23 protein-coding genes and 1 tRNA gene are annotated in these 21,786 nt (G+C 63.0%); 15 read left to right on the top strand and 9 right to left on the bottom strand.

What is annotated here, in order from left to right; all coding sequences use genetic code 11:
• Window positions 1–110 precede the first annotated feature (110 nt).
• Genes pyrE through ruvX form a run of 7 tightly spaced genes read left to right on the top strand, consistent with a single transcriptional unit; the run spans window position 111 to window position 5,498 of the window.
• A complete protein-coding gene (gene pyrE / locus GGR38_RS14690; protein WP_172341822.1) occupies window positions 111–695 on the top strand; it encodes an orotate phosphoribosyltransferase in 585 nt (194 codons plus the stop codon).
• Window positions 695–1,438 (top strand): pyridoxine 5'-phosphate synthase, encoded by a 744-nt coding sequence (locus GGR38_RS14695; RefSeq protein ID WP_183626831.1) that lies wholly within the window; start codon window positions 695–697, stop codon window positions 1,436–1,438. The genes pyrE and GGR38_RS14695 overlap by 1 nt, the downstream gene beginning before the upstream one ends.
• Window position 1,439: 1 nt before the next feature.
• Window positions 1,440–1,841 carry a holo-ACP synthase gene (gene acpS / locus GGR38_RS14700; RefSeq protein ID WP_183626833.1) on the top strand — a complete coding sequence of 134 codons (402 nt, stop codon included), beginning with the start codon at window positions 1,440–1,442 and terminating at the stop codon, window positions 1,839–1,841.
• Window positions 1,842–1,855: 14 nt separating this feature from the next.
• A complete protein-coding gene (gene lepB / locus GGR38_RS14705; protein WP_183626835.1) occupies window positions 1,856–2,734 on the top strand; it encodes a signal peptidase I in 879 nt (292 codons plus the stop codon).
• A gap of 1 nt (window position 2,735) precedes the next feature.
• Entirely contained in the window at window positions 2,736–3,833 is a 1,098-nt protein-coding gene (locus GGR38_RS14710) for an AI-2E family transporter (protein ID WP_183626837.1), read from the top strand.
• A gap of 7 nt (window positions 3,834–3,840) precedes the next feature.
• Window positions 3,841–5,031, top strand: coding sequence for a DUF3089 domain-containing protein (locus GGR38_RS14715; RefSeq protein WP_183626839.1), 1,191 nt, complete (start codon window positions 3,841–3,843; stop codon window positions 5,029–5,031).
• A complete protein-coding gene (gene ruvX / locus GGR38_RS14720; protein ID WP_183626841.1) occupies window positions 5,019–5,498 on the top strand; it encodes a Holliday junction resolvase RuvX in 480 nt (159 codons plus the stop codon). Before GGR38_RS14715 ends, ruvX begins: the two co-directional genes overlap by 13 nt.
• Before the next feature lie 239 nt (window positions 5,499–5,737).
• On the opposite strand, the gene GGR38_RS14725 is transcribed toward ruvX, so the two are convergent.
• From GGR38_RS14725 to argH, 4 genes are all read right to left on the bottom strand, one after another.
• Window positions 5,738–6,520 (bottom strand): precorrin-2 dehydrogenase/sirohydrochlorin ferrochelatase family protein, encoded by a 783-nt coding sequence (locus GGR38_RS14725; RefSeq protein ID WP_183626843.1) that lies wholly within the window; start codon window positions 6,518–6,520, stop codon window positions 5,738–5,740.
• A gap of 246 nt (window positions 6,521–6,766) precedes the next feature.
• A complete protein-coding gene (gene lysA / locus GGR38_RS14730; RefSeq protein WP_183626845.1) occupies window positions 6,767–8,029 on the bottom strand; it encodes a diaminopimelate decarboxylase in 1,263 nt (420 codons plus the stop codon).
• Window positions 8,030–8,069: 40 nt separating this feature from the next.
• Window positions 8,070–8,312, bottom strand: coding sequence for a hypothetical protein (locus GGR38_RS14735; protein WP_183626847.1), 243 nt, complete (start codon window positions 8,310–8,312; stop codon window positions 8,070–8,072).
• A gap of 7 nt (window positions 8,313–8,319) precedes the next feature.
• Window positions 8,320–9,693, bottom strand: a complete 1,374-nt coding sequence (gene argH, locus GGR38_RS14740) for an argininosuccinate lyase (RefSeq protein ID WP_183627021.1) — start codon at window positions 9,691–9,693, stop codon at window positions 8,320–8,322.
• Between the two features lie 220 nt (window positions 9,694–9,913).
• Between argH and GGR38_RS14745 the strand changes: the two genes are divergently transcribed.
• The 5 genes from GGR38_RS14745 (at window position 9,914) to GGR38_RS14765 (ending at window position 15,903) form a co-directional block, all read left to right on the top strand.
• Window positions 9,914–10,315, top strand: a complete 402-nt coding sequence (locus tag GGR38_RS14745) for a TlpA family protein disulfide reductase (RefSeq protein WP_183626849.1) — start codon at window positions 9,914–9,916, stop codon at window positions 10,313–10,315.
• Between the two features lie 118 nt (window positions 10,316–10,433).
• On the top strand, window positions 10,434–11,915 hold the full coding sequence (locus tag GGR38_RS14750; RefSeq protein ID WP_183626851.1) for a methyl-accepting chemotaxis protein: 1,482 nt from the start codon (window positions 10,434–10,436) through the stop codon (window positions 11,913–11,915).
• A gap of 157 nt (window positions 11,916–12,072) precedes the next feature.
• Window positions 12,073–14,340, top strand: coding sequence for a putative bifunctional diguanylate cyclase/phosphodiesterase (locus tag GGR38_RS14755; RefSeq protein WP_183626853.1), 2,268 nt, complete (start codon window positions 12,073–12,075; stop codon window positions 14,338–14,340).
• Between the two features lie 77 nt (window positions 14,341–14,417).
• Window positions 14,418–14,493 (top strand) — tRNA-Val (locus GGR38_RS14760).
• Window positions 14,494–14,679: 186 nt separating this feature from the next.
• Window positions 14,680–15,903 carry a tyrosine-type recombinase/integrase gene (locus GGR38_RS14765; protein ID WP_183626855.1) on the top strand — a complete coding sequence of 408 codons (1,224 nt, stop codon included), beginning with the start codon at window positions 14,680–14,682 and terminating at the stop codon, window positions 15,901–15,903.
• Here GGR38_RS14765 and GGR38_RS14770 read toward each other — a convergent pair.
• Entirely contained in the window at window positions 15,900–16,142 is a 243-nt protein-coding gene (locus GGR38_RS14770) for a helix-turn-helix transcriptional regulator (protein WP_246404714.1), read from the bottom strand. The genes GGR38_RS14765 and GGR38_RS14770 overlap by 4 nt on opposite strands.
• Before the next feature lie 112 nt (window positions 16,143–16,254).
• A complete protein-coding gene (locus tag GGR38_RS14775; protein WP_183626857.1) occupies window positions 16,255–16,554 on the bottom strand; it encodes a CopG family transcriptional regulator in 300 nt (99 codons plus the stop codon).
• A gap of 588 nt (window positions 16,555–17,142) precedes the next feature.
• Between GGR38_RS14775 and GGR38_RS14780 the strand changes: the two genes are divergently transcribed.
• A complete protein-coding gene (locus tag GGR38_RS14780; protein ID WP_183626859.1) occupies window positions 17,143–18,060 on the top strand; it encodes a HEPN domain-containing protein in 918 nt (305 codons plus the stop codon).
• A 126-nt stretch (window positions 18,061–18,186) separates the two neighbouring features.
• On the opposite strand, the gene GGR38_RS14785 is transcribed toward GGR38_RS14780, so the two are convergent.
• From GGR38_RS14785 to GGR38_RS14795, 3 genes are read right to left on the bottom strand one after another with little or no spacing between them, the layout of a single operon-like run.
• A complete protein-coding gene (locus tag GGR38_RS14785) occupies window positions 18,187–18,426 on the bottom strand; it encodes an RNA polymerase sigma factor (RefSeq protein WP_183626861.1) in 240 nt (79 codons plus the stop codon).
• A 3-nt stretch (window positions 18,427–18,429) separates the two neighbouring features.
• Window positions 18,430–18,840 carry a DUF2958 domain-containing protein gene (locus GGR38_RS14790; protein ID WP_183626863.1) on the bottom strand — a complete coding sequence of 137 codons (411 nt, stop codon included), beginning with the start codon at window positions 18,838–18,840 and terminating at the stop codon, window positions 18,430–18,432.
• On the bottom strand, window positions 18,837–19,901 hold the full coding sequence (locus GGR38_RS14795) for an ArdC family protein (RefSeq protein ID WP_183626865.1): 1,065 nt from the start codon (window positions 19,899–19,901) through the stop codon (window positions 18,837–18,839). Before GGR38_RS14795 ends, GGR38_RS14790 begins: the two co-directional genes overlap by 4 nt.
• 537 nt (window positions 19,902–20,438) lie before the next feature.
• Between GGR38_RS14795 and GGR38_RS14800 the strand changes: the two genes are divergently transcribed.
• Together GGR38_RS14800 and GGR38_RS14805 are read left to right on the top strand one after the other, a co-directional pair.
• Window positions 20,439–20,990: a hypothetical protein gene (locus GGR38_RS14800; protein ID WP_183626867.1), complete on the top strand. Its 552-nt coding sequence runs from the start codon at window positions 20,439–20,441 to the stop codon at window positions 20,988–20,990.
• Window positions 20,987–21,682 (top strand): hypothetical protein, encoded by a 696-nt coding sequence (locus GGR38_RS14805; RefSeq protein WP_183626869.1) that lies wholly within the window; start codon window positions 20,987–20,989, stop codon window positions 21,680–21,682. The genes GGR38_RS14800 and GGR38_RS14805 overlap by 4 nt, the downstream gene beginning before the upstream one ends.
• The last annotated feature ends 104 nt before the right edge of the window (window positions 21,683–21,786 follow it).

Raw genomic sequence — 21,786 nt, forward strand, 5'->3', positions numbered from 1 at the left:
TACCAGCGCTTGCCCCAGCCCACAAGCGCCTCTAGGGGTAATTTTGAAGCAGGGCGCGCGCCGCTCCTGCGGGAATCGCACAAGTTTTTTGGACGAAGGCAAGACAAAGCATGACCGAAGAAGAGGTGCTGGCCGAATTCCGCGCCAGCCATGCCCTGCTCGAAGGGCATTTCCTGCTCTCCTCTGGCCGCCACAGCGCGCATTATCTGCAATGCGCCCGCGTGCTGATGAACCCGGAACGGGCAAGCCGTCTGGCGATTGGCATTGCCCAGAAATTGCCGCGCGACCTGCGCAAGGAAATCCAGAAGGTCATCAGCCCGGCGATGGGCGGATTGATCATCGGCCATGAAGTGGGCCGCGCCTTGGGCGTGGACGCGATGTTTGTCGAACGGCCCACCGGCACGTTCGAACTGCGCCGCGGCTTTTCCATCGAACCGGGCGACAAGGTGCTGATGGTCGAGGACGTGGTGACCACGGGCCTGTCCAGCCGCGAGGCGATCAAGGCCATCGAGGATGCGGGCGGCAAGGTGATCGCGGCGGCGGCTCTGATCGACCGCAGCGCGGGCAAGGTGGATCTGGGCGTGCCCTTCTATCCGCTGATCGCGCTCAACTTCCCCACCTATGCGCCTGAAGAAGTGCCCGCCGCTCTGGCCGCCACGCCTGCGGTCAAGCCCGGCAGCCGGGCCAAGCCGTAATGAACGCGCTGACCCCCGCGCGCCTGCGTCTCGGCGTCAACATCGACCATGTGGCCACGATCCGCAACGCGCGGGGCGGCGCCCATCCTGATCCCGTGCGCGCGGCGCAAATCGTCGCGGCCGTGGGCGGCGACGGCATCACCGCGCATCTGCGCGAGGATCGCCGCCATATCCGCGACGAGGATCTGATGCGGATTCAGGCGGCCACCAACCTGCCGCTCAATCTGGAAATGGCCGCCACGGACGAGATGCTGGACATCGCGCTGCGCCACAAACCGCACGCCGCCTGCATCGTGCCCGAGCGGCGCGAGGAGCGCACGACCGAGGGCGGCCTTGATGCGGCGGGACAGCATAACCGCCTTGCCCCCATCGTTCAGCGTTTGACCGATGCGGGCATCCGCGTCTCGCTGTTCATCGCGCCCGAGGTGCGACAGCTTGACGCCGCGATCCGCCTTGGCGCGCCGGTGGTGGAATTCCACACCGGCGAATATGCCCATGCCGAGGGTGATGCGCGCGAGGTCGAATTGCGACGGCTGACCGATATGGTTGCCCTTGCCGCGCGCAACGGGATCGAGCCTCATGCGGGCCACGGCCTGACCTATGACAATGTCCAGCCGGTCGCCGCCATTCCCCAGATCGCCGAACTCAACATCGGCCATTATCTGATTGGCGAGGCGGTGTTCGTGGGCCTTGAAAACGCGGTGCGGCGGATGCGCGAACTGATGGACGCGGCGCGGGGGTAATATGATTCTGGGCCTTGGCACAGATCTGGTGAATATCGACCGCATCGAGGCGGCGCTGGAACGGCATGAGGCGCGCTTTCTGGCGCGCAGCTTTACGCCTGCCGAAATCGCTTTGGCCGATTCGCGCCCGGCGATGCGCGCGGCCACGCTGGCCAAACGCTGGGCGGCCAAGGAAGCCTGCGCCAAGGCGCTGGGCACCGGCATCGGGCGCGGCTTTGGCCTGACCGACATCGAGGTGGTGCGCAACGATCTGGGCGCGCCCTCAATTGTGCTCCATGGCGGGGCCGCTGATCGTCTGGCCGCGATCACCCCGCCGGGCCATACATCCTGCCTCCACCTCTCGCTTACCGATGATTTGCCATGGGCATCCGCCACGGTCATCATCGAAACCCTGCCTCTTTGAAAGACGATTCCCCAATGTCCGCCTCCAGCGATACCAAGATCAATGACGCCGCCAAGCAGCCCATCAACTGGCTGGCCGAGGTACGCGGGTTGGGCGGCATGTTGCTGGCGGTGCTGGCGTTTCACTCTTTCGTGGCCAAGCCTTTTTACATTCCCTCGGCCTCGATGCTGCCGGGTCTGTGGGTGGGCGATCATCTGGTGGTGTCGAAATATCCCTTCGGCTGGAACTGGGCCTCGCCCAGCTTTCACATCCTGCCGCGTGGCTCCTGGCGCGTCTGGCCCGGCACGCCCGATTATGGCGATGTGGTGATCGTGGTCCCGCGCGACCGGCCGGGCGACGACTATATCAAGCGCGTGGTGGCCCGCCCCGGCGACCGCATCGCGCTGCGCCATGGCCAGATCATCCTGAATGGTCAGCCGGTGCCGCAGGCGGTCGAACCGCCCGCCGAAATCCCACTCGACGCGATACGGGGCGATGAAGACCCCTACCCCTGCGAAGGCCCCGGCTTTATCGGCCTGAAGGAGCGCAAGCCTTCGGGTCAGGAAGTCTGCTCGATCCCCGCATGGCGCGAGACCCTGCCCAATGGCGCGACCTATACGATCCTCGATCATATGGAGCAGCCCTTTGACGACATGGCCGAAATTCGCGTGCCGGAGGGCCACGTCTTTGTGATGGGCGACAATCGCGACCATTCCGCCGACAGCCGCGTGCCGCTCGAAGAACGCGGGCTTGGCGGGCCGGTGCCTTTGTCCGACGTGGGCGGGCGCGCCGAATTCATCACCCATTCGTTCAACGGCACGGCAGGCTGGAACCCGCTGAGCTGGTTCACGGGCCTGCGTTCAGGCCGCGCGGGCACCTCGCTGCGCCCGCCGCTGGCGGCCAAGCCCAAATAATATGGCCCAAACACCCCGCAAGCCCCCCACCCCTCGCCAGCGCCGTGCCGGCCCGACCGATATTCGCGACCCGATGGTGCGCAATGAGGCAAAAAAGGCGCTGATCTGGCTGGGTATTGCCGGGTTGATGGTGTTGCTGGTGGTGCTGGCGCAACCGTTGATGGTGGTGTTTGGCGGCATGGTGTTTGGCGCGCTGCTGGATGGCGGAGCGCGTTTGCTGGGGCGGGTCTTGCCGATCCCACGCATCTGGCGCGTGGCCATCGTGCTGGCGGCGGCGGTGGGCTTTGCCGTCTGGTTTGCCACCTATGCCGGTTCGCAAATCGCGCTTCAGGCCGCCGCCCTGCCCGAAATCCTGATGGCGCAGGCGCAAAAGGGCCTGCACTGGGCCGAACGCCACCGGCTGATCACGCTCAACCGCAGCACGATCCAGACCTTTACCGAACAGGCCATCGCGGGCGCGGCGCAATTGCCCAGCGTGCTGGGCGGGCTGTTTGGCGGCATGGCCACGCTGTTTCTGATCCTCGTGCTGGGCGTCTATTTCGCCATCGACCCCCAGCCCTATCAGCGCGGTCTGGCATGGATGCTGCCGGGCGAAAGTCGCCCGTTCTTTGAACAGATGTTTACCCAGATGGGCCATACGATGCGGCGCCTGCTCTTCGGGCGGCTGGTCGGCATGGTGATCGAGGGGGTAACGATCGGCCTTGCGCTCTCGGCCTATGGCGTGCCCATGGCGACGCTGCTGGGGCTGATTACCGGGGTGCTGGCGTTTCTGCCCAATATTGGCGCGCCGGTGTCTGGCCTGTTGATGGTGATGGTGGGCTTTTCGGGCGGCACGTCCATGGGGCTTTACTGCATCGGCGTTTATATCGTGGTTCAAGGGATCGACGGCAATATTGTCGTGCCCATGGTGGCCAAGAAAACCGCCGATCTGGCCCCCGCGCTGGTGCTGGCGATGCAGTTGATGATGGGGGCGCTGTTCGGCATTCTGGGTCTTGCGCTGGCCGATCCGATGCTGGCCATGCTCAAGGTCTTGCTGGAAAGGCTGGCGGCGCGCGGCGCGATGGCGCATGATGGGGCCGAAGTGACAGAGCAGGTGTAAGTCCCCCTTGGCGCGAAAGTTTGTCTATGGCGTTGCAATACTGGTGGTGCTTGTGATCGGTGCGCTGGGTGCGTTGCGCTATTGGGCCAAGGAATTGACGCAATTCACCTTTGTTCCGGTCGTGCCGTTTTCCGCCGCGCCGCCTTTGGCGGCCAATGCTTATGCCGATCCATCCATGTGGTATTCGCGCGGGGCGGGCGGGCCCAATGATCCTTCGCGCTGGCGCCCCAATGGCGCCCCGGTGGGCGAGGCGACTTTGCCCGTGGCGGTGTTCTTCATCCATCCCACCAGCCATTTCGACCGGCTGCACTGGAATTCGGCGATAGATGAAACGCTGATTTCGGGACGGACCGAAATCCTGCTGCGCGGCCTTGCCACGCCCTTCAGCGCCGCGGCCGAGGTCTGGGCGCCGCGCTATCGGCAGGCGACGCTGGGCGCGTTTCTGACTGACCGGCCATCGGGGCGAGCGGCGCTGGATGTGGCCTATGGCGATGTGCTGGCCGCGTTTGATGAATTTATTGCGCAGGTCGATCCGCGCCTGCCCATCGTGATCGCCGGACACAGTCAGGGCGCGTTTCACCTGATGCATCTGATGCAGGACCGCGTCGCGGGCAAGCCTTTGGCCGCGCGGGTGGCGGCGGCCTACGCGGTGGGCTGGCCGGTCAGCCTCGACCATGACCTGCCCGAAATGGGCCTGCCCGCCTGCGAAGGCCCCGATCAGGCCGGATGTGTGATTTCATGGCAGAGCTTTGCCGAACCGGCCGAAACCGACATGGTGCGCGAGGCCTATGCCCGCTTTCCCGGCCTTGATGGCGCAGCGCGAGGCGACAGCCCGTTCCTCTGCATCAACCCCATCACCGGCCGCCCCGGCGACGCCTCTCCCGCGCAGGCCAATCCCGGCACGCTGGTGCCCGATGGCGCGCTGACCGGGGCCAGCGTGATCCCCGGCCTCGTGCCCGCGCGATGCGCGCCGGACGGCTTTCTGATGATCGGCCCCGCGCCCCAGCTCGGCCCCTTCGTCGCGCCGGGCAACAATTTCCACGTCTATGACATCCCCCTGTTCTGGAGCGCCTTGCGCGCGGATGTGGCGCGGCGGGTCAAAGCATGGCATGGGGCGCCTCCCGCAAGGGCCGCCCGCAAGGCGCCCGACGCGCAAACCGAACAAACCGCAGGCTGGTGGCGTCAATGGCTGAGCTGATTACCCTTTCCGCGCTGGATATGCGCGATGCGCTGCCCGATGGCGGGGGCCTGATCGGCCTCGACCTGGGCACGCAGACCATCGGCACCGCCTTTGCCGATCCCGAATGGCGCATCGCATCGCCCGGCAAAACCATCGCGCGCGGCAAATTCAGCGTGGACAAACTGGCCATCGCCGCCCTGATCGAGGAGCGCGGGATCAAGGGCATCGTCATCGGCCTGCCGCTGAACATGGACGGCACATCGGGCCCGCGCGCGCAATCGGCCCGCGCCTATGCCAAGAACCTCGCCGTGCTGGGCCTGCCCATCCTGCTGTGGGACGAGCGCTGGTCCACCACCAGCGCCGAGCGCGGGTTGATCGAGCAGGACATGAGCCGCGCCAAGCGCAAGGTCCGCATCGACAGTGCGGCGGCGGCGGTGATCCTGCAGGCGGCTTGCGATGCGATGGCGGGCGGGATGCGGTGGTGAAGAAGGTAGGGTAAGATGCGAGGGTCTAGACCCTCGCGCTCCCAATACTGTCTGCGTTGCGCCATGGGTTCGGCGTCACGTGTCAGACGTGACGTTAGACATATGAAAGCCTGCGGCGCGTTTTAAGTGGCGCCGCAGGCTTTATAATATCGCCCAAAACACCTCGGCTGCAATCCGCACCCCATTAATGGGATTGCAAAGGGACAAGTCCCTTTGCCCGCCGGAGGCAAACCTGCTTCCTACCTCCTCACCACAACCCACACCCCGCCGGGCGCCTCAAACCCCTGCCCCCGCGCGATTTTCACGCGGATCGCATCGGCCCGCGCCCGCGCCAGCACGGCATCGGGCACGCCTTCCTCAACAGCGATCCCATCGGCCCCGCCCAGCCAGCGGGCCTGACGCAGCGTGAGGTCATCGGGGTCGAGCGAGGTCAGCACGATTTCGGCCAGCGTCTCGTCAGGCAGAGTGGCGCCTGCGAGGAACGCATCCACCCGGCCCGCGCTGCTATCGTCGAGCGGGTCGAGCATCCCTCCCTGCCCCAGCGCCACGTCGAGCGCGCGGCGGCGGTCGGCCGCATCGGGAAACCGCCTGCGCAGCATGGTCCGCGCCGCGCCCAGCGCCTGCGCCAGCGCGCCCAGCCCCTCGGGCAGCAGCGCCTCCAGCCTGAGCCGCAATTGCTTGGCCAGCCCCGCCGAGACGCCCCCCGTGCCTACCGCGATCAGCACGGGCGAACGGTCGAGGATCGAGGGCGTGGTGAAATCGCAAAGGTCGGGCTGATCGACGACATTGACCAGCAGGCCCGCGCCGCGCAGCTTTTCGGCCTCGTCCGCAGCCGCTGCGCGGTCTTCGTAGGCGACGAAGGCCAGCCTTGCGCTTTGGGCGATGCCCTTGGCGGCATCGGCGATCACATGGCCCCCTGCGCGCAGGACAAGGCGGGATTTGGCGTCAGCCGCATCGCCCTCGCCCAGAACGATGACGGGTTGGCCCTTGATGCGGTGAAAGAGGGGGAGTGTGTCGATCATTCCGGGGGTTATAAAGGGAAGGATTTAAGATGCGAGGGTCTAGACCCTCGCGCTCCCTTTACTGTCTGCGTTGCGCAAGGGGTTCAGCCAATGGATGGCGAATGCAATGTGAGAAATGATAAAGCCCGCGGCGCCTTTTCGTAAGCGCCGCAGGCTTTAAAAATCACCACTCACCTCGGCGTCAAACCATCCCCATTAATGGGATTGCAAAGGGACAAGTCCCTTTGCCCGCCGGAGGCAAAAACCTTAATCCGCCAACCAATCCGGCACCTGCTCCGCCGCCAGAATAGCCGCCGGATCGATCCGGTTGGCAACAACCGCCCACTGATCCCCGTTCACCATCACCTCGGGCACCAGCGCGCGGCTGTTATAGGTGTTGGCCATGGTCGCGCCATAGGCCCCGGCAGTGCGGAACACGGCAAGGTCACCGGCCTTCACCACGTCGATCTCACGGCCCATGGCGAATGTGTCGCTGGATTCGCAGATCGGGCCGACAATATTGGCGGTGAACTTTTCACCATTGGGCTCAACCGCCAGAAAATCGTGCCACGAGCCGTAGAGCGCCGGGCGGGCAAGGTCGTTCATGGCCGCATCGACGATGACGAAGGGCGTGGTCACGCCTTCCTTGACGCGCACGACTTCGGTCACCAGCACGCCCGAATTGCCCGCGATCACGCGGCCCGGTTCGAACATCAGCGTCACGCCCCAGTCGGCGGTGACGCGCGCCACCATCGCGGCATATTCGGCCGGAGAGGGGAACACCTCATCCGCCTTGTAAGGCACGCCGATGCCGCCGCCCAGATCCATATGTGTGATGCTCAGCCCCTGCGCGCGGATCGAGCGCATCAGCTCGCCCATCTTGGCAAAGGCGGCTTCGAGCGGGTCGAGCTTGGAGAGCTGGCTGCCGATATGGACCGCAAGGCCACGCATCTGGATACCCGGCAGCGCGGAAAGGCGCGCATAGATCCCGGCGGCACGGTCATAGGCCACGCCGAACTTGTTTTCCGCCATGCCGGTGGAAATCTTGGCATGGGTGCCCGCGTCCACATCCGGGTTCACGCGGAGCGCGGCATGGGCCACCAGCCCGAGCGAAGCGGCAATCGCGGCCAGTTCGACGCCTTCTTCCTCGCTCTCAATGTTGAACTGGCCAATGCCGGCCTTAACCGCGCGGGTCAGCTCATCCGCCGTCTTGCCGACGCCGGAAAAGACCACGCCCTCGGCCGGGATACCTGCGGCCAGCGCGCGATCCATCTCGCCCGCCGAGACCACGTCCGCGCCGTAACCTTCGCGCGCCAGCAGCTTCAACACCGCCAGATTGGGGTTCGACTTGACCGCAAAGGCGATATGCGTCGAGGGCAGGATCGACAAAGCCTCGCGGAACACGCGCGCATGGCGGGTCAGCGTGGCGGCCGAATAGATGTATACCGGCGTGCCCACGGCGCGGGCAATGGCGGAAATGGCGGTGTCTTCGGCATGAAGAACGCCGTCAACGTAATGAAAATGATCCATATGTTCTCAAATCCTGCGGCAGGGCATGGCGCCCTCCGGCTTAATCTTGGGGGGGCAGGTCGAAGGCATCGTCCGTGCGCGGTTCAGAGCGCGTATGCAGCTCCACATTGCGGCTGGGACGGGCCTGCGACGACTGGCTGAGCAATTCATTCGCGCTCGGCTTGTCTTTGCGGCCAATGGGCGGCTGGGGCAATTGATGCCCCGGCGCCGGTTTAAGCTCGCCCTGCGTGCCGCAGCCCGCCAGCGCCAGCAGCGCAACCATCGGGAAAAGTGCAGCACGCATAGGGGCGTTACTCCATACCAAGCGCGGCGCGAGCCTGCGCCACACGTTGTTCTACCTGAGACGGGGCGGTGCCGCCATGGCTGGCGCGCGATGCCACCGAAGCTTCAACCGAAAGCGCGGGATAGACCGCATCGGTGATACGCGGATCAATCGCCTGAAGCTCGTCCAGCGAGAGCTGATCCAGCGCCACACCTTTGCTTTCGGCCAGCTTGACCGCCGCGCCCGTGATGTGATGGGCCTCGCGGAAGGGGATATTGGCTTGCCGGACCAGCCAGTCGGCCAGATCGGTGGCCGTGGCATAGCCCAGCTCGGCGGCCTGACGCATACGGTCGGTGCGGAAAGTCGTGCTTTCCACCATGCCCGTCATCGCGGCCAGACACAGGGTCAGCAAACCGGCGGCTTCGAACACCGGCGGCTTGTCGTCCTGCATATCCTTGGAATAGGCCAGCGGCAGGCCCTTCATCGTGATCATCAGGCTGGTGAGCGAGCCGATGATGCGCCCGGCATGGCCCCGCACCAGTTCGGCGGCATCGGGGTTCTTCTTTTGCGGCATGATCGACGAACCGGTCGAGAGGCTGTCGGGCAGACGAACAAAGCCGAAGGGCTGCGAGGCCCAGATGATGAATTCCTCGGCCAGACGCGAGAGGTGCAACGCGCATTGGGCCGCCGACATCAGGTAATCGAGCGCAAAATCGCGGTCCGACACCGAATCGAGGCTGTTATCGGTGGGGCGCGCAAAATCGAGCGCGGCGGCCGTGGCGAAACGGTCGATGGGGAACCCGGTCCCGGCCAGCGCGGCGGCGCCCAGCGGCGACTGGTTCATGCGCGCGCGGGCGTCGGCAAAGCGCGAGACATCGCGGGCGGCCATTTCATAGTAAGCCATCAGGTGATGGCCAAGCGTCACCGGCTGGGCGGTCTGAAGATGGGTAAAGCCCGGCATGATCGAGTGGGCATGCTCGCCCGCGCGGGCCACCAGCGCGCGTTGCAAAGCATCCAGACCCGCCAGCGCCTCGTCCACAGCATCGCGCACCCACAGGCGGAAATCGGTGGCCACCTGATCGTTGCGGCTGCGGGCTGTGTGCAGGCGCCCCGCCGCCGGGCCGACCAGCTCGGCAAGGCGACTCTCGGTGGTCATGTGAATGTCTTCGAGGTCCCAGTTTTCGGGAACGCCGCTCACTTCATATTCGCCCGCGACCTGATCCAGACCGGCGCTGATCGTGGCGGCGTCATCGGCGCTTACGATCCCTTGCGCGCCCAGCATGGCGACATGGGCCTTGGACGCGCGAATGTCCTGCCGCCAAAGGGCCTTGTCGAAGGGGATCGAGGCGTTAATCTCACGCATGATGGCGCTGGGCCCTTCGGCAAAGCGCCCCCCCCACATCTGATTGGAGCCTGCCTTGTTGTCACCTTCGCTCACGCGCAAAATCCTCAAACTTGCCGGTAGTGGCCTGATGGTGGCCGGAATCGCGGCCGGAATCGCGGGTTGCGATAGGCAAAGCGGCGGCGATAAGCAACCGCCAGAAGCAAGCGCATCAAAGCCCTCCCCAGCTGCCCCCAATGCCGAAGGTGCCGCGCTCGACCGCAGCCACAAGGGCGCCCAATTGCCCACGCTGACCTTCAAGGACGCCGCCGGCAAGGAGATCAACACCGCCAGCCTCAAGGGCAAGCCCCTGCTGATCAACCTGTGGGCGACATGGTGCGGGCCCTGCATCGCGGAATTGCCCGCGCTGAACAAACTGGCCGCAGGCGGCAAGATCCGCGTGCTGACCGTTTCGCAGGACAGCGAAAGCGCCAAGGCCAAGGTCGCCGCCTTCCTCAAGGCGCGCGGGGGCGATGCTCTTGAACCATGGCTGGACCCCGAAGGCACGGCGGCGACCCAGTGGCAGGTCGGCACGCTGCCCGCATCCATCTATTACGATGCGCAGGGGCGCGAAGTGTGGCGGATCAATGGCGGCAAAGACTGGGCCGGGGCCGAAGCGGCGGCGCTTCTGGCCGAACAATAAGCCAAACGGGGGCATCCGGTATTTCCCCGTCCTGCCGCTTGCCCCCTATTTAACCAAGCCCACCTAGAACAGGATTCGATTTTATACATTTGACCTCAGGGCAGAGGGAATCGAATCAATGCCGGGCATTCCAACGACCAAGCGCGCACGCCGCGAAACAGTAACGTCGATCGATTCCTCCAATCTGCGCGTGTTTCCCACCATCCGGGCGATGGTGGCGCGCCATGCCCCGCGCGCGCTCGAAAGGCTCTATGCCGCCATCGCGGCCCATCCGGTCGCCTCCAAAATCATTCCCACCCAGGAACAACGCGACAGGGCCTCCAGCGCCCAGTTGCAGCACTGGCTCTCGCTGTTCGGCTCATCCTTTGACGAGGCCGCCGTGGCCCGCGCCACCAAGATCGGCAACATCCATGCCCGAGTCGGGCTGGAGGCGGATCTTTATATCAGCGGCTATGCGCTGGTGCTGGAAACCATCATCGAAAGCACGCTCAAGGGCTTTACCCTGCCGTGGCAAAGGCGCAAACAGGCCAAGGCCGTCGCGACGCTGGTCAAGACCGCGCTGTTCGATATGGAGGCGGCGCTTGGCGCCTATTTCGACGCCGAGGCAACCCAGCGCAACGATATCATCACGGCCATGAGCAAGGCGATGGGCGAAGTGGCGGCGGGCAATCTGCGCGCGCAACTGGGCGATGTGCCGCCCGCCTATCGGCAACTGGCCGCCGATTTCCACAATATGCGCCATCAGATCAGCAATCTGGTGACCCAGATGACCGATGCGGCTCATGGGGTGAAATCGGGCGCGCATGAAATCAGCTGCGCGGCCAACGACCTTGCCAACCGTACCGAGCAGCAGGCGGTCTCGGTCGCGCATATTTCCGAGGTGATGCGCGATGTGACCGTGGCGATTGCCACCACGGCGGGCAATGCGCGCGATGTCGATGGTTCGGTGGCCGAAGTGTCGGGCCATGCCAGCAAGGGCGGGCGGATCATGGATTCGACCGTTGTGGCGATGGAAAAGATCAAGGATTCAGCCACCCAGATCGCCCAGATCGTCGATGTGATCGACGGCATTGCGTTTCAGACCAACCTGCTCGCGCTGAACGCGGGCGTCGAGGCGGCACGCGCGGGCGAAGCGGGCAAAGGCTTTGCCGTGGTGGCCAGCGAGGTGCGCGCGCTGGCCCATCGCACCACCGAATCAGCCAAGAACATCAAGAGCCTGATCGTCACATCGAATGAGGATGTGCAGCATGGCGCCGATCTGGTCGAACAGATGCGCGATGCGCTCAACCTGATCATCAGTCGGCTGGACGACACCAGCAGCAAGGCGGGCGACATCGCCAGCTTTTCCGAACAGCAATCGGAAAGCATGGTCGCGCTCAACGCCCAGTTGCAGCAGATCGACCTCAACACCCAGCAGAACGCGGCCATGGTCGAGGAATCGAACGCGGCGGCGCGCGGCCTGTCCGATCAGGCCGCCGGCATGGCAGGCATCGTGGGCCAGTTCAGTTTCGAACGCCGCAACAAGTTGCGCGACGGTTCGGCCGATGGCCGTGCCGAAAAGTATGGCGGCCGCATCGCCCCTGCCGACCGGGCGGCCTGACCCGCGCCGCAATAGGGGCAATCCCGATGGGAGAGCGGAGCCAAAATTAACCAACCGCTGATAAACATCCGTAGTCATTGGGTTTTTGACTTGTTGGCCAAACAGGGCCTCCAGGCCTATACTGCCTTAACTTCAGGATGTTCCCGGCACGGCGCAAATGTTCAACCCTTTGCCTCAACAGACGGGGGATACCGCCCGCCAATTGCTGACCGAGCGTATCGAGGACAATCTGCGCCGCGCGGTAACGGGGGCTGCGGGCGGAACGGTCAATGCGGTGGCGGTGGCCCTGACGATGCTGTCCTCGCCCGATCCGGCCATGGTTCTGGCGTGGCTGGCCTGCATCTTTGCGGTGGCGGGAGCGCGGCTCGAACTGGCGCTGCGGCGCAAACGGGCGAGATGGGCCACCATCGATGTGCGGCGCGATCTTTGGCATATCCATGCCACAGCGCTGGCCAACGGGCTGCTCTGGGGCGCGGGGATCGCGGCCGGGGCCAGCATTGCCAATACGCGCCAGTTCATCGTCATCGCCATTCTGTCGGGCGGGATGCTGGGCGCCTCGGTGCTGACCTATTCGACCATGGCGCTGGCGGCGGTGCTGTTCATGGCGCCGATCTGCGTCGGCACGATCATCGCATGGGCGCTGTTTCCCGGCGCGCAGGTCTGGGTAGGAGCGCTGTTTTGCGCCTCCTATCTGCTGATCCTGTCGCGCGGCGCGTTTCAAAGCCAGCGCGAATTTGCCAGAGCCTTTCATGCGCGCGAGGCGCTGCGCGAAACCGGGGCGACGGTGCAATTGCTGCTCAATGATTTCGAGGCGCAATCGGCCGACTGGCTGTGGAAAGTGGACGGCGAAGGGCGCATTCAGGACCCCAGCCCGCGCTTTGGCGATGCAGCCCGCCGCGCGTGGCAATTGCTTGATGGCGCGCCCCTGTCCGGCCTGTTCGACCCCTGCCCCGAAACCGAACGGCTGATCGAACATCTGGCACTGCGCACGCCTTTTCGCGACATTACCCTGCCGCTGACGCTGGACGGATCGCCGCATTGGTGGACCCTTTCGGCCCAGCCATGGCAGGACGGGATGCGCGGCGTGGCCCGCGATGTCACCGCGCAAAAGCGCGCCGAGGCCCGCGTCAGCCACATGGCCCATTACGATGGCCTCACCAATCTGGCCAATCGCTTCCTGTTCAACGAAACGCTGGCGGGCGCGCTGCTGCGGCGGCGGGCGCAGGATGACGAGATTGCGGTGCTTTATCTCGATCTCGACCGGTTCAAATCGGTCAATGACACGCTGGGCCATCCGGTGGGCGACAAATTGCTGTGCGAAGTGGCGCGGCGCATCGAATGCGCGGTACGCAAGAGCGATCTGGTGGCGCGGCTGGGGGGCGATGAATTTGCCATCCTGATGCAGGGGCGGCGCATCGACCATGTGGCCGAGCGAACCGCCGCCCATATCATCGAAGCGGTGCGCCAGCCCTGCATGATCGACGAGGGACAGGTTCTCACCTCGACCAGCATCGGCATTGCGGTGAGCCGCGACAACAGGACCGAGGCCGCCACGCTGATGAAACAGGCCGATCTGGCGCTCTATGTTGCCAAGGGGCGCGGGCGGGGCGTGTTCTCGCATTTCGAACCGGGCATGGACGAGGCCGCCGCCGCCAGGCGCGAGCTGGAAATGGACATGCGGGTGGGCCTGAGCGAAGGCCAGTTCGAGCTGCATTATCAGCCGCTGATCGATGTGCCCACGCGCCGGACCGTGGCCTATGAGGCACTGGTGCGCTGGCGCCATCCCACGCGCGGGATGGTCATGCCCGATCTGTTCATCCCGTTGGCCGAGGAAACCGGGCTGGTGGTGCCGCTGGGCGATTGGGTGATCCGCCGGGCCTGTGAGGAAATGGCGCAATGGCCCGAATATCTGCGCGTGGCGGTCAACCTCTCGCCCGCGCAATTGCGCAGCACCGGGCTGATTTCCACCGTGATGCAGGCGATTGCCGAAAATGGCGTCGCGCCCGATCGGCTCGAACTGGAAATCACCGAAAATGTGCTGCTCAAGGACAACGCCGTCCACGGCGCGCTGCTGCACAAATTGCGCGGGCTCGGGGTGCGGGTGGCGCTCGATGATTTCGGCACCGGCTATTCCTCGCTCAATTATCTGCGCGCCTTTCCCTTCGACAAGATCAAGATCGACCGCTGTTTCCTCAAAGGTCTGGGGGAAAGCGACGAGACCTTGCCTATCGTGCGCGCGGTGATCGCGCTGGCCCGCGCCATGGGCATGACCACCACCGCCGAAGGGGTGGAAAACGAGCATCAGATGCGCGTGCTGCTGGCCGAAGGCTGCGATCAGGCGCAGGGCTATCTCTTTTCCCGCGCACGCCCGGCCGCAAATTTCCCCGAATTGCGCCGCGCCGGGCCGCAGGCCGCCGCGCATTGAGCGGGAAAAGGCCAAATTCATCCCTACCCTGTTGACGCCCCGCGAAAAACCGCCTAACCGCGCCCTTCCCGTGATTGGGGCGATTAGCTCAGTTGGTAGAGCATCTCGTTTACACCGAGAGGGTCGGCGGTTCGAGCCCGTCATCGCCCACCATTTCCTTGACCGCCGAAGGTCGCTCAGGGCTTTATAAGCCCCGGAAATCTGCTATATTTTCTCATGAGCCGGTCGTCTGCGTCCGCATGGGTTCGCTGACAGCCATCCCGAAATGGGGGTATGAAGTGGGGTGGTACGCTACCCCGAAAATTCGATACCCCCAAGGTCATGAGGAGCGTCCGGGGTATGGCGCTGACAGAAACCGCAGTGCGAAATGCCAAGCCAAAGGATAAGGCTTACAAACTCAGTGATTCAGGTGGCCTTTATCTGTTCGTCACTCCGGCGGGCGGAAAATTGTGGCGCATGAAATTTCGCGTTAGCGGCAAGGAAAAGCTACTTTCGTTCGGCGGGTGGCCTCAGGTTAAGCTGGCCATCGCCCGCAAAGAGCGGGACAAGGCAAAGGAATCCCTTGCAAGCGGCACCGATCCCGCAAGAGAAAAGCAGAAGATCAAGCTCAGAGCAAAGGTCTCCGCGGCAAACACCTTTGGCGAAATTGCACAAGAGTTCATCAACAAGCGCCGCCGTGAAGGAATGTCGGAATCCACCGCCGATAAGAGCGAATATTACATGTCGCGCATGGGCAGCCAGATTGCCCGGATGCCCGTATCAGAAATCACTGCGCCCGATCTGCTGGCGGTTCTGCGTCGTATCGAAACCAAAGGAAATTACGAAACATCGCGCCGCGTGCTGCAACTAGCGGGGCGTGTCTTCCGTTACGCGATCGCCACGGCTCGGCTCGTGTCTGATCCAAGTCGCGACCTGCGCGGCGCCCTGACTGCCCCACGGTCAAAGCATTACGGCGCTATCACGGATCCAAAAGCGGCAGGAGAATTGCTCCGTGCAATTGAAACCTACGAAGGCATGGGCACCACGAAGATCGCCATGCGCCTTTCCGCCCATGTTTTCGTACGCCCCGGCGAATTGAGGCACGCCGAATGGGCAGACATTGATCTTGATGCGGGCTTGTGGACAATCCCTGCGGAAAAAATGAAGATGCGCAAAGCCCATCATATTCCGCTATCCCGGCAATCCGTTGAGGTGTTCCAAGAACTGATGCCGCTTACTGGCCCGGCAGGCTATGTCTTCCCCTCGATCCGCACGCGCAAACGCCCGATGAGCGAAAACACCGTCAATGCGGGATTACGCCGCTTGGGTTACACGGGCGACGAAATGACCGCGCACGGCTTCCGCGCGATGGCCAGCACCCTGCTCAACGAATCCGGCAAATGGACCTCCGATGCGATTGAACGGGCGCTAGCGCATGGCGACAGTGACAAGGTGCGCGCAGCCTATCATCGCGGGGCGCATTGGAAAGAGCGCGTCGAGATGGCGCAATGGTGGTCCGACTATCTCGACGCGCTGCGTGACGGGGCCGCAATTCTGTCCTTTCCGGAACAGAAGCACGGTTAGGAGCGGTGCTGCTGGCCACGCTCAAGCAGGGCTTCAAGACTGGCCAGCGGGACCAGCGTTGCCCTGCCGATCTTGATCGTGGCCAGTTCGCCATCGGCGATAAGCGCATAGAGCTTGGTGCGTCCAAGACCGGTCATGCGCTGGACCTCAGGGATGCGCAGAGCGAGCGGTCTGGGCTGCATGGGCGCGGCGACTGTCGAGGCCGTCTGGGGCTGATTGAGTGGGATGCGTTTCTTCATTTGGGCATTTCCATCCTTGCGATGGTCTGCCCGCCACAGTCCGAAAATACCATGAGAACGAGGCGCGGCAAAAGCCGTTTCCGCGCCGGGGTGACGGAGGGTGCGGCCTTGCTCATTCCCCACCCTCCTCAGACATCATGCCCCGCTCGACAAGCATGGCCCGCGCTTCCTTCATGCCGCCTTCGAGCGCCTTTGGGGATTGCTGGCCGACATAGGTGCCAAGGATCGCCAGCATCTGGATCGAGGTCGCAAGGATCTCGTCCTGCGAGGAATAGATATAGCGGCTTTGCGGATCGGCGGCCCGTGTCAGCACATTGCGGCAGAAGACCGAGAGCGGAAGGTTGGCGCCATAGGCAAGGCGGCTCAGCGCCTCGTAAAGCGCATCATCGATACGAAGGGATAGGACTGTCATTGCAGAAATCTCCTTTAAACAGAGCTTCTGCCCGAGGTCGTAAGCAGGTTCTTTATACGCCTGCCAAGACTTGCCTGCAACCACCCGACCATGCCCTCGCTGGCGGCGTACAGGTAAACGAGGCCTATGGTGCGCGTAGGACAGAATTCGCCGATGTATATCAGTGCCTTATCGAGCACCATTTGCTTCCCGTAGTTCGTGTATGGCGCAAATCTGGAATTTTGGGGTCCATGGACCACAGTCATAAGCCCATGATATGGAGACATAAAAGCCGCGCAGCACCCGTGCGTACGGTGCATTACACTTACGCCCGCTTTGGGCGTGCGTCCGACTTACCGCATGGGCCTGTCCCATGCGCCGATCCACGACTTACATGGGTGGCCAAATGGCTGGCTTTATGGGATGATTCGTCGATGTCGGGGGCGGCCCCTTTGGGGGGCTTTGGCGGAGCGAAGCCGATGACAAATGCCCTTTGGGTAAATCCCTGCGTGTCCTGGGGAACGGGCAGTCATGCAGGAACGCGGCCCCCTTTTCGCCACCGGTCAATTCAGTTGCACAGGGCCTGCAAGATGTTGTTAGGATGAGGTGATGAAGACCGATCTCGATCATCTGCCGGCCCACAAGCAGCGCGAACTCGACCGCGTGGTGCAACTGCTGTTCGAGGAATTTGACGGCGCCCATGTGGAAGCGACCGGCAGGCGCAAAACGGGGAAGATCGTCAAGATTCTTCTATATGGTAGTCATGCGCGCGGCGGCTGGGTGGATGAACCTCATACCGCCAAAGGCTACCGTTCTGACTTCGACCTGCTGATCATCGTCAGCCAGAAAGAACTGGCTGACCGGGCCGCCTACTGGACCCGCGCGGATGAACGCCTGATCGAGGAGATGATCGCGGGGCGGTTGCGAACCCCGGTCAATTTCATCGTGCATTCGCTCCAGCAGGTGAATGACGGTCTCGCCCATGGCCGGTTCTTCTTCATGGACATCGCCAACGAAGGTATCGCGATCTACGAATCCGATGACCGTGAGTTGGCAAGGCCGATGCCAAGGACACCGCAGGCCAATCTCGATATGGCGCGGGAGTATTTTGAGGAGTGGATGCCTACCGCTGAGCAGTTTTTAATTCAGGGCAATGAAGCCACTCAACGTGGGTGGAATAAGAAAGCTGCGTTTGAGCTGCATCAAGCCACTGAAAGATTGTACAATTGCCTGATGCTCGTTTGCACCGCGTACGCACCACATAACCACAATATCATCTTCCTGCGCACCCAAGCTGAACGGCTGGACCTGCGGCTGGTCGCTGCATGGCCCCGCGAACTGCGTAAGGACCGCGCCTTGTTTGAGAAGCTCAAGGACGCTTACGTCAAGGCCCGCTACTCGAAACACTACCGGATCACCGCCGAGGAACTGGCATGGCTGGGGGAACGGGTCGAAGAGTTGGGCCGCATCGTTCACACGATCTGCACCGAACGTCTGACCGCGCTGGAAGCAACTGTGCAGGGGTGATGGCCTTTGGGCCATTACCCCTGCAACCGGACAAACTTCGCGCCCTGCGCCCCGCTACAAGGCGCTACACAGGCCTCCACACCCCATCCCGCGCCTGCCTCCGTACTTGGGCTCGCCACCTTGCTGTCAGGGCTCGTCCAGCCCCTCGGTGAGCTTGCTCAGAGCCCCCGCCAGAGCGGTTTCCACCTCCCGGATGCTCACCCCAAGGCGGAAAGCGATGGCACCATGGCTGAGGCCGTCGCTGGCTGACAGAAGATAGGCTGCCCTCTCCACCATCGGCAAAGTGTCGAGCAGGGCGATCAGGCGCTGGCGCTGCCGTTCGGCCTGATCCTGGGGCTGGCCCTCGTGCTGTCGTTCGCACCCCATGGCCTATGCCCTGCCGTTGCGGTTGGGCACACCACCGTTCCGCTTCAAGGACATTTCCGCCCAGGTGAGCGAACCCAATCGCCGCGCGGTCTGGGTCCATAGGGATAGAGGGTGATGACTGGAAAAATGTTGGTCACGCTCAATCCGCAGGCCTAGGGGCAGACGCACCGAAGCGATCTCGTTCAGCGAGAAATGGCCCAACTCCGGACAACCAAAGCCAAGATCGGCCAACCCGAATAAGGTATCGCCATCCTCGCCCAGTTCGCTCGCCAGCCATGTCGCCGCGCCGCAAGGGTTGAACAGTTTGAGCAAAGGCACCGGATCAGGCGCGGGCAGATTGTCGCGCTGCGCCACCCGATGGAGGGCACCATTGACCAGCAGGGCCACGCGGATCTTTTCAGGAAGGAGGATCATGCCGCTGCCCTCCCTTCGGTGATAGAGCCCTGCTCCGGCTCAGCAGGCTTCGACTGCGGCGCCTCCCTGCCGTCCTCGCCGTCCTCGCCGTCCTTGCTCACCCTGTATTCGGCATGTTTTGCCAGCAGCCATTCGGCGGCCTTGCTGGCCTGACTGGCGGCGCGGAAGATGGCGCGGTTATCCTCCCGCAGCACTTCCAGCCATGAACCGAGGTAATCGGCATGGCGCACGGTCGGCACAATGCCCAACGCCGCACAGAGGAAGGCCGAACCCATTTCCGCGACCATTTCCTCGCGGGCATAGTCCTTGCTGCCAAAGGGATTGAGGATTTTGCGATCCAGCCGTGAGCCATGACCTGTGGCATGGCAAAGCTCATGCAGGGCGGTGCGGTAATAATTGATCTGCTCAAAGAAAGCCGGTTGCGGCGGCACCTGCACATAATCGGCGGAGGGGACATAGAAGGCTTTAGCCCCACCAATACGGAAAGGCACGCCCGACGCGGTGATGACCTCTTCGGCCAGCGGCACCATCTCACGCTCAGGCAAGGGCGCAGGATCACCAAACAACTCTTTGCCCTGCCCTTCGCCCAGCCCCTCGCATTGCGCGACATTGAAAACGGTAAAGCGCTTCAGGAAAGGAACCGACCTTGCATCCTCGCCGCTTTCCTGCGCGCGAGCCTTCTCTGCCTGCGGGGTGAAGCGGTCGGCATAGACCACCGTGACGCCCTTCTCGCCCTTGCGGACATTGCCGCCTGCTTCCAGCGCCTGCTTGAAAGTCAGCCAGCCCTGCGAAGGATAGCCTCCTTCGATCACGCTGCCCCAGAGCAACAGGACATTGACGCCTGAATAGCTTCTGCCGGTCAGCGCATTATGCGGCAGCGCAGGACACAGGCCACCCTGCCCCGCACCATCCACCGGCCCCCATGGCTGCACCCATGGAAAGCGGCCCGCCTCAAGCTGGCCGATGATCTTTGCCGTCACTTCATCGTAAAGAGAATTGCGGTTCCCGCCGCGCGGCGCTTCACCCTCGCCCGCAACGCAACCTTTGCTTGTCTGACGCATGGTATCCTCCTTGCGCCACCCCACCACATTGGCTTCCCCCGGAGCGGGGGTGGGCGGCACCAGCGCCGTTCAGGGCGGGACCACAGGGCCGGGCTGCACCTCCGGCCGCAACGCAGTGGAGGAGCCGGGCAGAAAGCCCGGCTTGCAGCCCGGACGGGCCCGCCCAAAAGGGCGCGCCGCCCACCCGCGCTCCGAGGGGAAGGCCACAAGAACGCCGCCGCGCAGCAGCGCGGCGTCAGCAGTGAGCCTTCAGAACTTTGGACAAAGGATCGTCACCTGAAAGGACGGAACGCAGAATTGCGGTCCGGGGGCGCCAAAGGCGACCTAGAGCCTGGTCATGGACGACACGAAGCGGCGGGCAGGATGGCCCAAACCATCGCCGCCTTTGCCGACCAAAGACCTTCTCTTTTCGAAGTAGATCCAGCAGAATCTGGGAAATGGCACCAGGCTGAACTCTGACATTTTCGATGTTTGACAAATTAACAGCTTAGCGCCAATCTGTCCTCCGTCCTAGGACAGCGGACAGATGAGCCCACCATGAAAAGCCAAGACATCGTTATATTGCTCAAGCTCGTAAGCCTGGAAGACCAGATCAGACAGGGCTGTCTTGATGAGCCACCCGGCTCCGACCCGTTTGCATTGCGAAACCTAGAAGGTGCCTTGGGCATCAGCAAAACAGAGATAGGCGCATCACTCCGGCGCAGCATCACTGCGACATTGGCGATTAAGCTCAAAGATCGCCCCAAAGTGAACCGCCGAAACCTGACCAAATTTGTCCAGCACGGGCTGAAATATGTGTTCCCCGCCAAACCCGGAGCACCGCAGCGCGGCGTCGCCACCGGCTTTGCCGCGCCCATGCTCAAAGGGCAGCTCGTCAGCTCCAGCGCGGATATTTATGTGTGGCCTCATGCCGAAGGAACCCTGCGAGGCTTAGCAATAACCCCCTTGTTCAAATCTGTGCCCGAGGCGGCGCTCAAAGATGAGAGGCTTTACGAATTTCTGGCGCTGATCGATGCGATCAGGCTGGGCAATCAGCGCGAGGCGAATCTTGCCCAGGACCTATTTGAAGAACGGATAAACCGTTCATGAGCGTTCAAGGCGAACTTCTCGCGATGCTGGAAACTGTTGCCGAAGCCTTGGGGGATGATCTGTGCCGGAAGATGGTGTTTGTAGGCGGGTGCTCCACCGCCGTGCTCATCACCGACGAAATCACTTTGCAGGAAGTGCGGGCGACTGACGATGTAGACCTCATCGTCGCCCTAACCGGCATGGCGCAGTGGATGCAACTCCAGGAAACCTTGGGCACGAAGGGCTTTACGGTATCGGGAGAGGACGAGGTCATTTGCAGAATGCGGCTTGGGAACCTCAAAGTCGATTTTATGCCCGACGATCCGGACATATTGGGGTTCAGTAACCGCTGGTATAAAGAAGGCATCTCTACGGCAATCAAATATGCCCTTCCGAGCGGGCGCGTCATCAAGCATCTCACATCCCCCCTTTTTCTGGCCACCAAACTGGAGGCTTATGCCGGGAGAGGTCAGAACGACCCTCTCGGAAGCCATGATTTGGAAGACATCATCAATGTGGTGGATGGCAGGGCAGAACTCTTGAGCGAAGTGCAGGCCGCGAAAGGCAATGTCCGCACCTATCTGTCAGAGCAGTTTCAGGCCCTGCTGCAACACTTTGACTTCGACAATTTCCTCCACGGAAATATCAGGGGTCCTGAAGGCCGAGTTGAGATTGTGCATGCAAGGCTAATGGCACTGGCCGAGCCGGGGTAAGCGCCCGAAGGCCAGACGTTCACGCCACCAGATCAGACCTCCCAAATCGATCTTTCATCCATAATTTATACCACAATAAATTTTGCAAGTATTTCCAATTATCG

The sequence above is a fragment of the Novosphingobium sediminicola genome, from assembly GCF_014196525.1.
Classification (GTDB): domain Bacteria; phylum Pseudomonadota; class Alphaproteobacteria; order Sphingomonadales; family Sphingomonadaceae; genus Novosphingobium; species Novosphingobium sediminicola.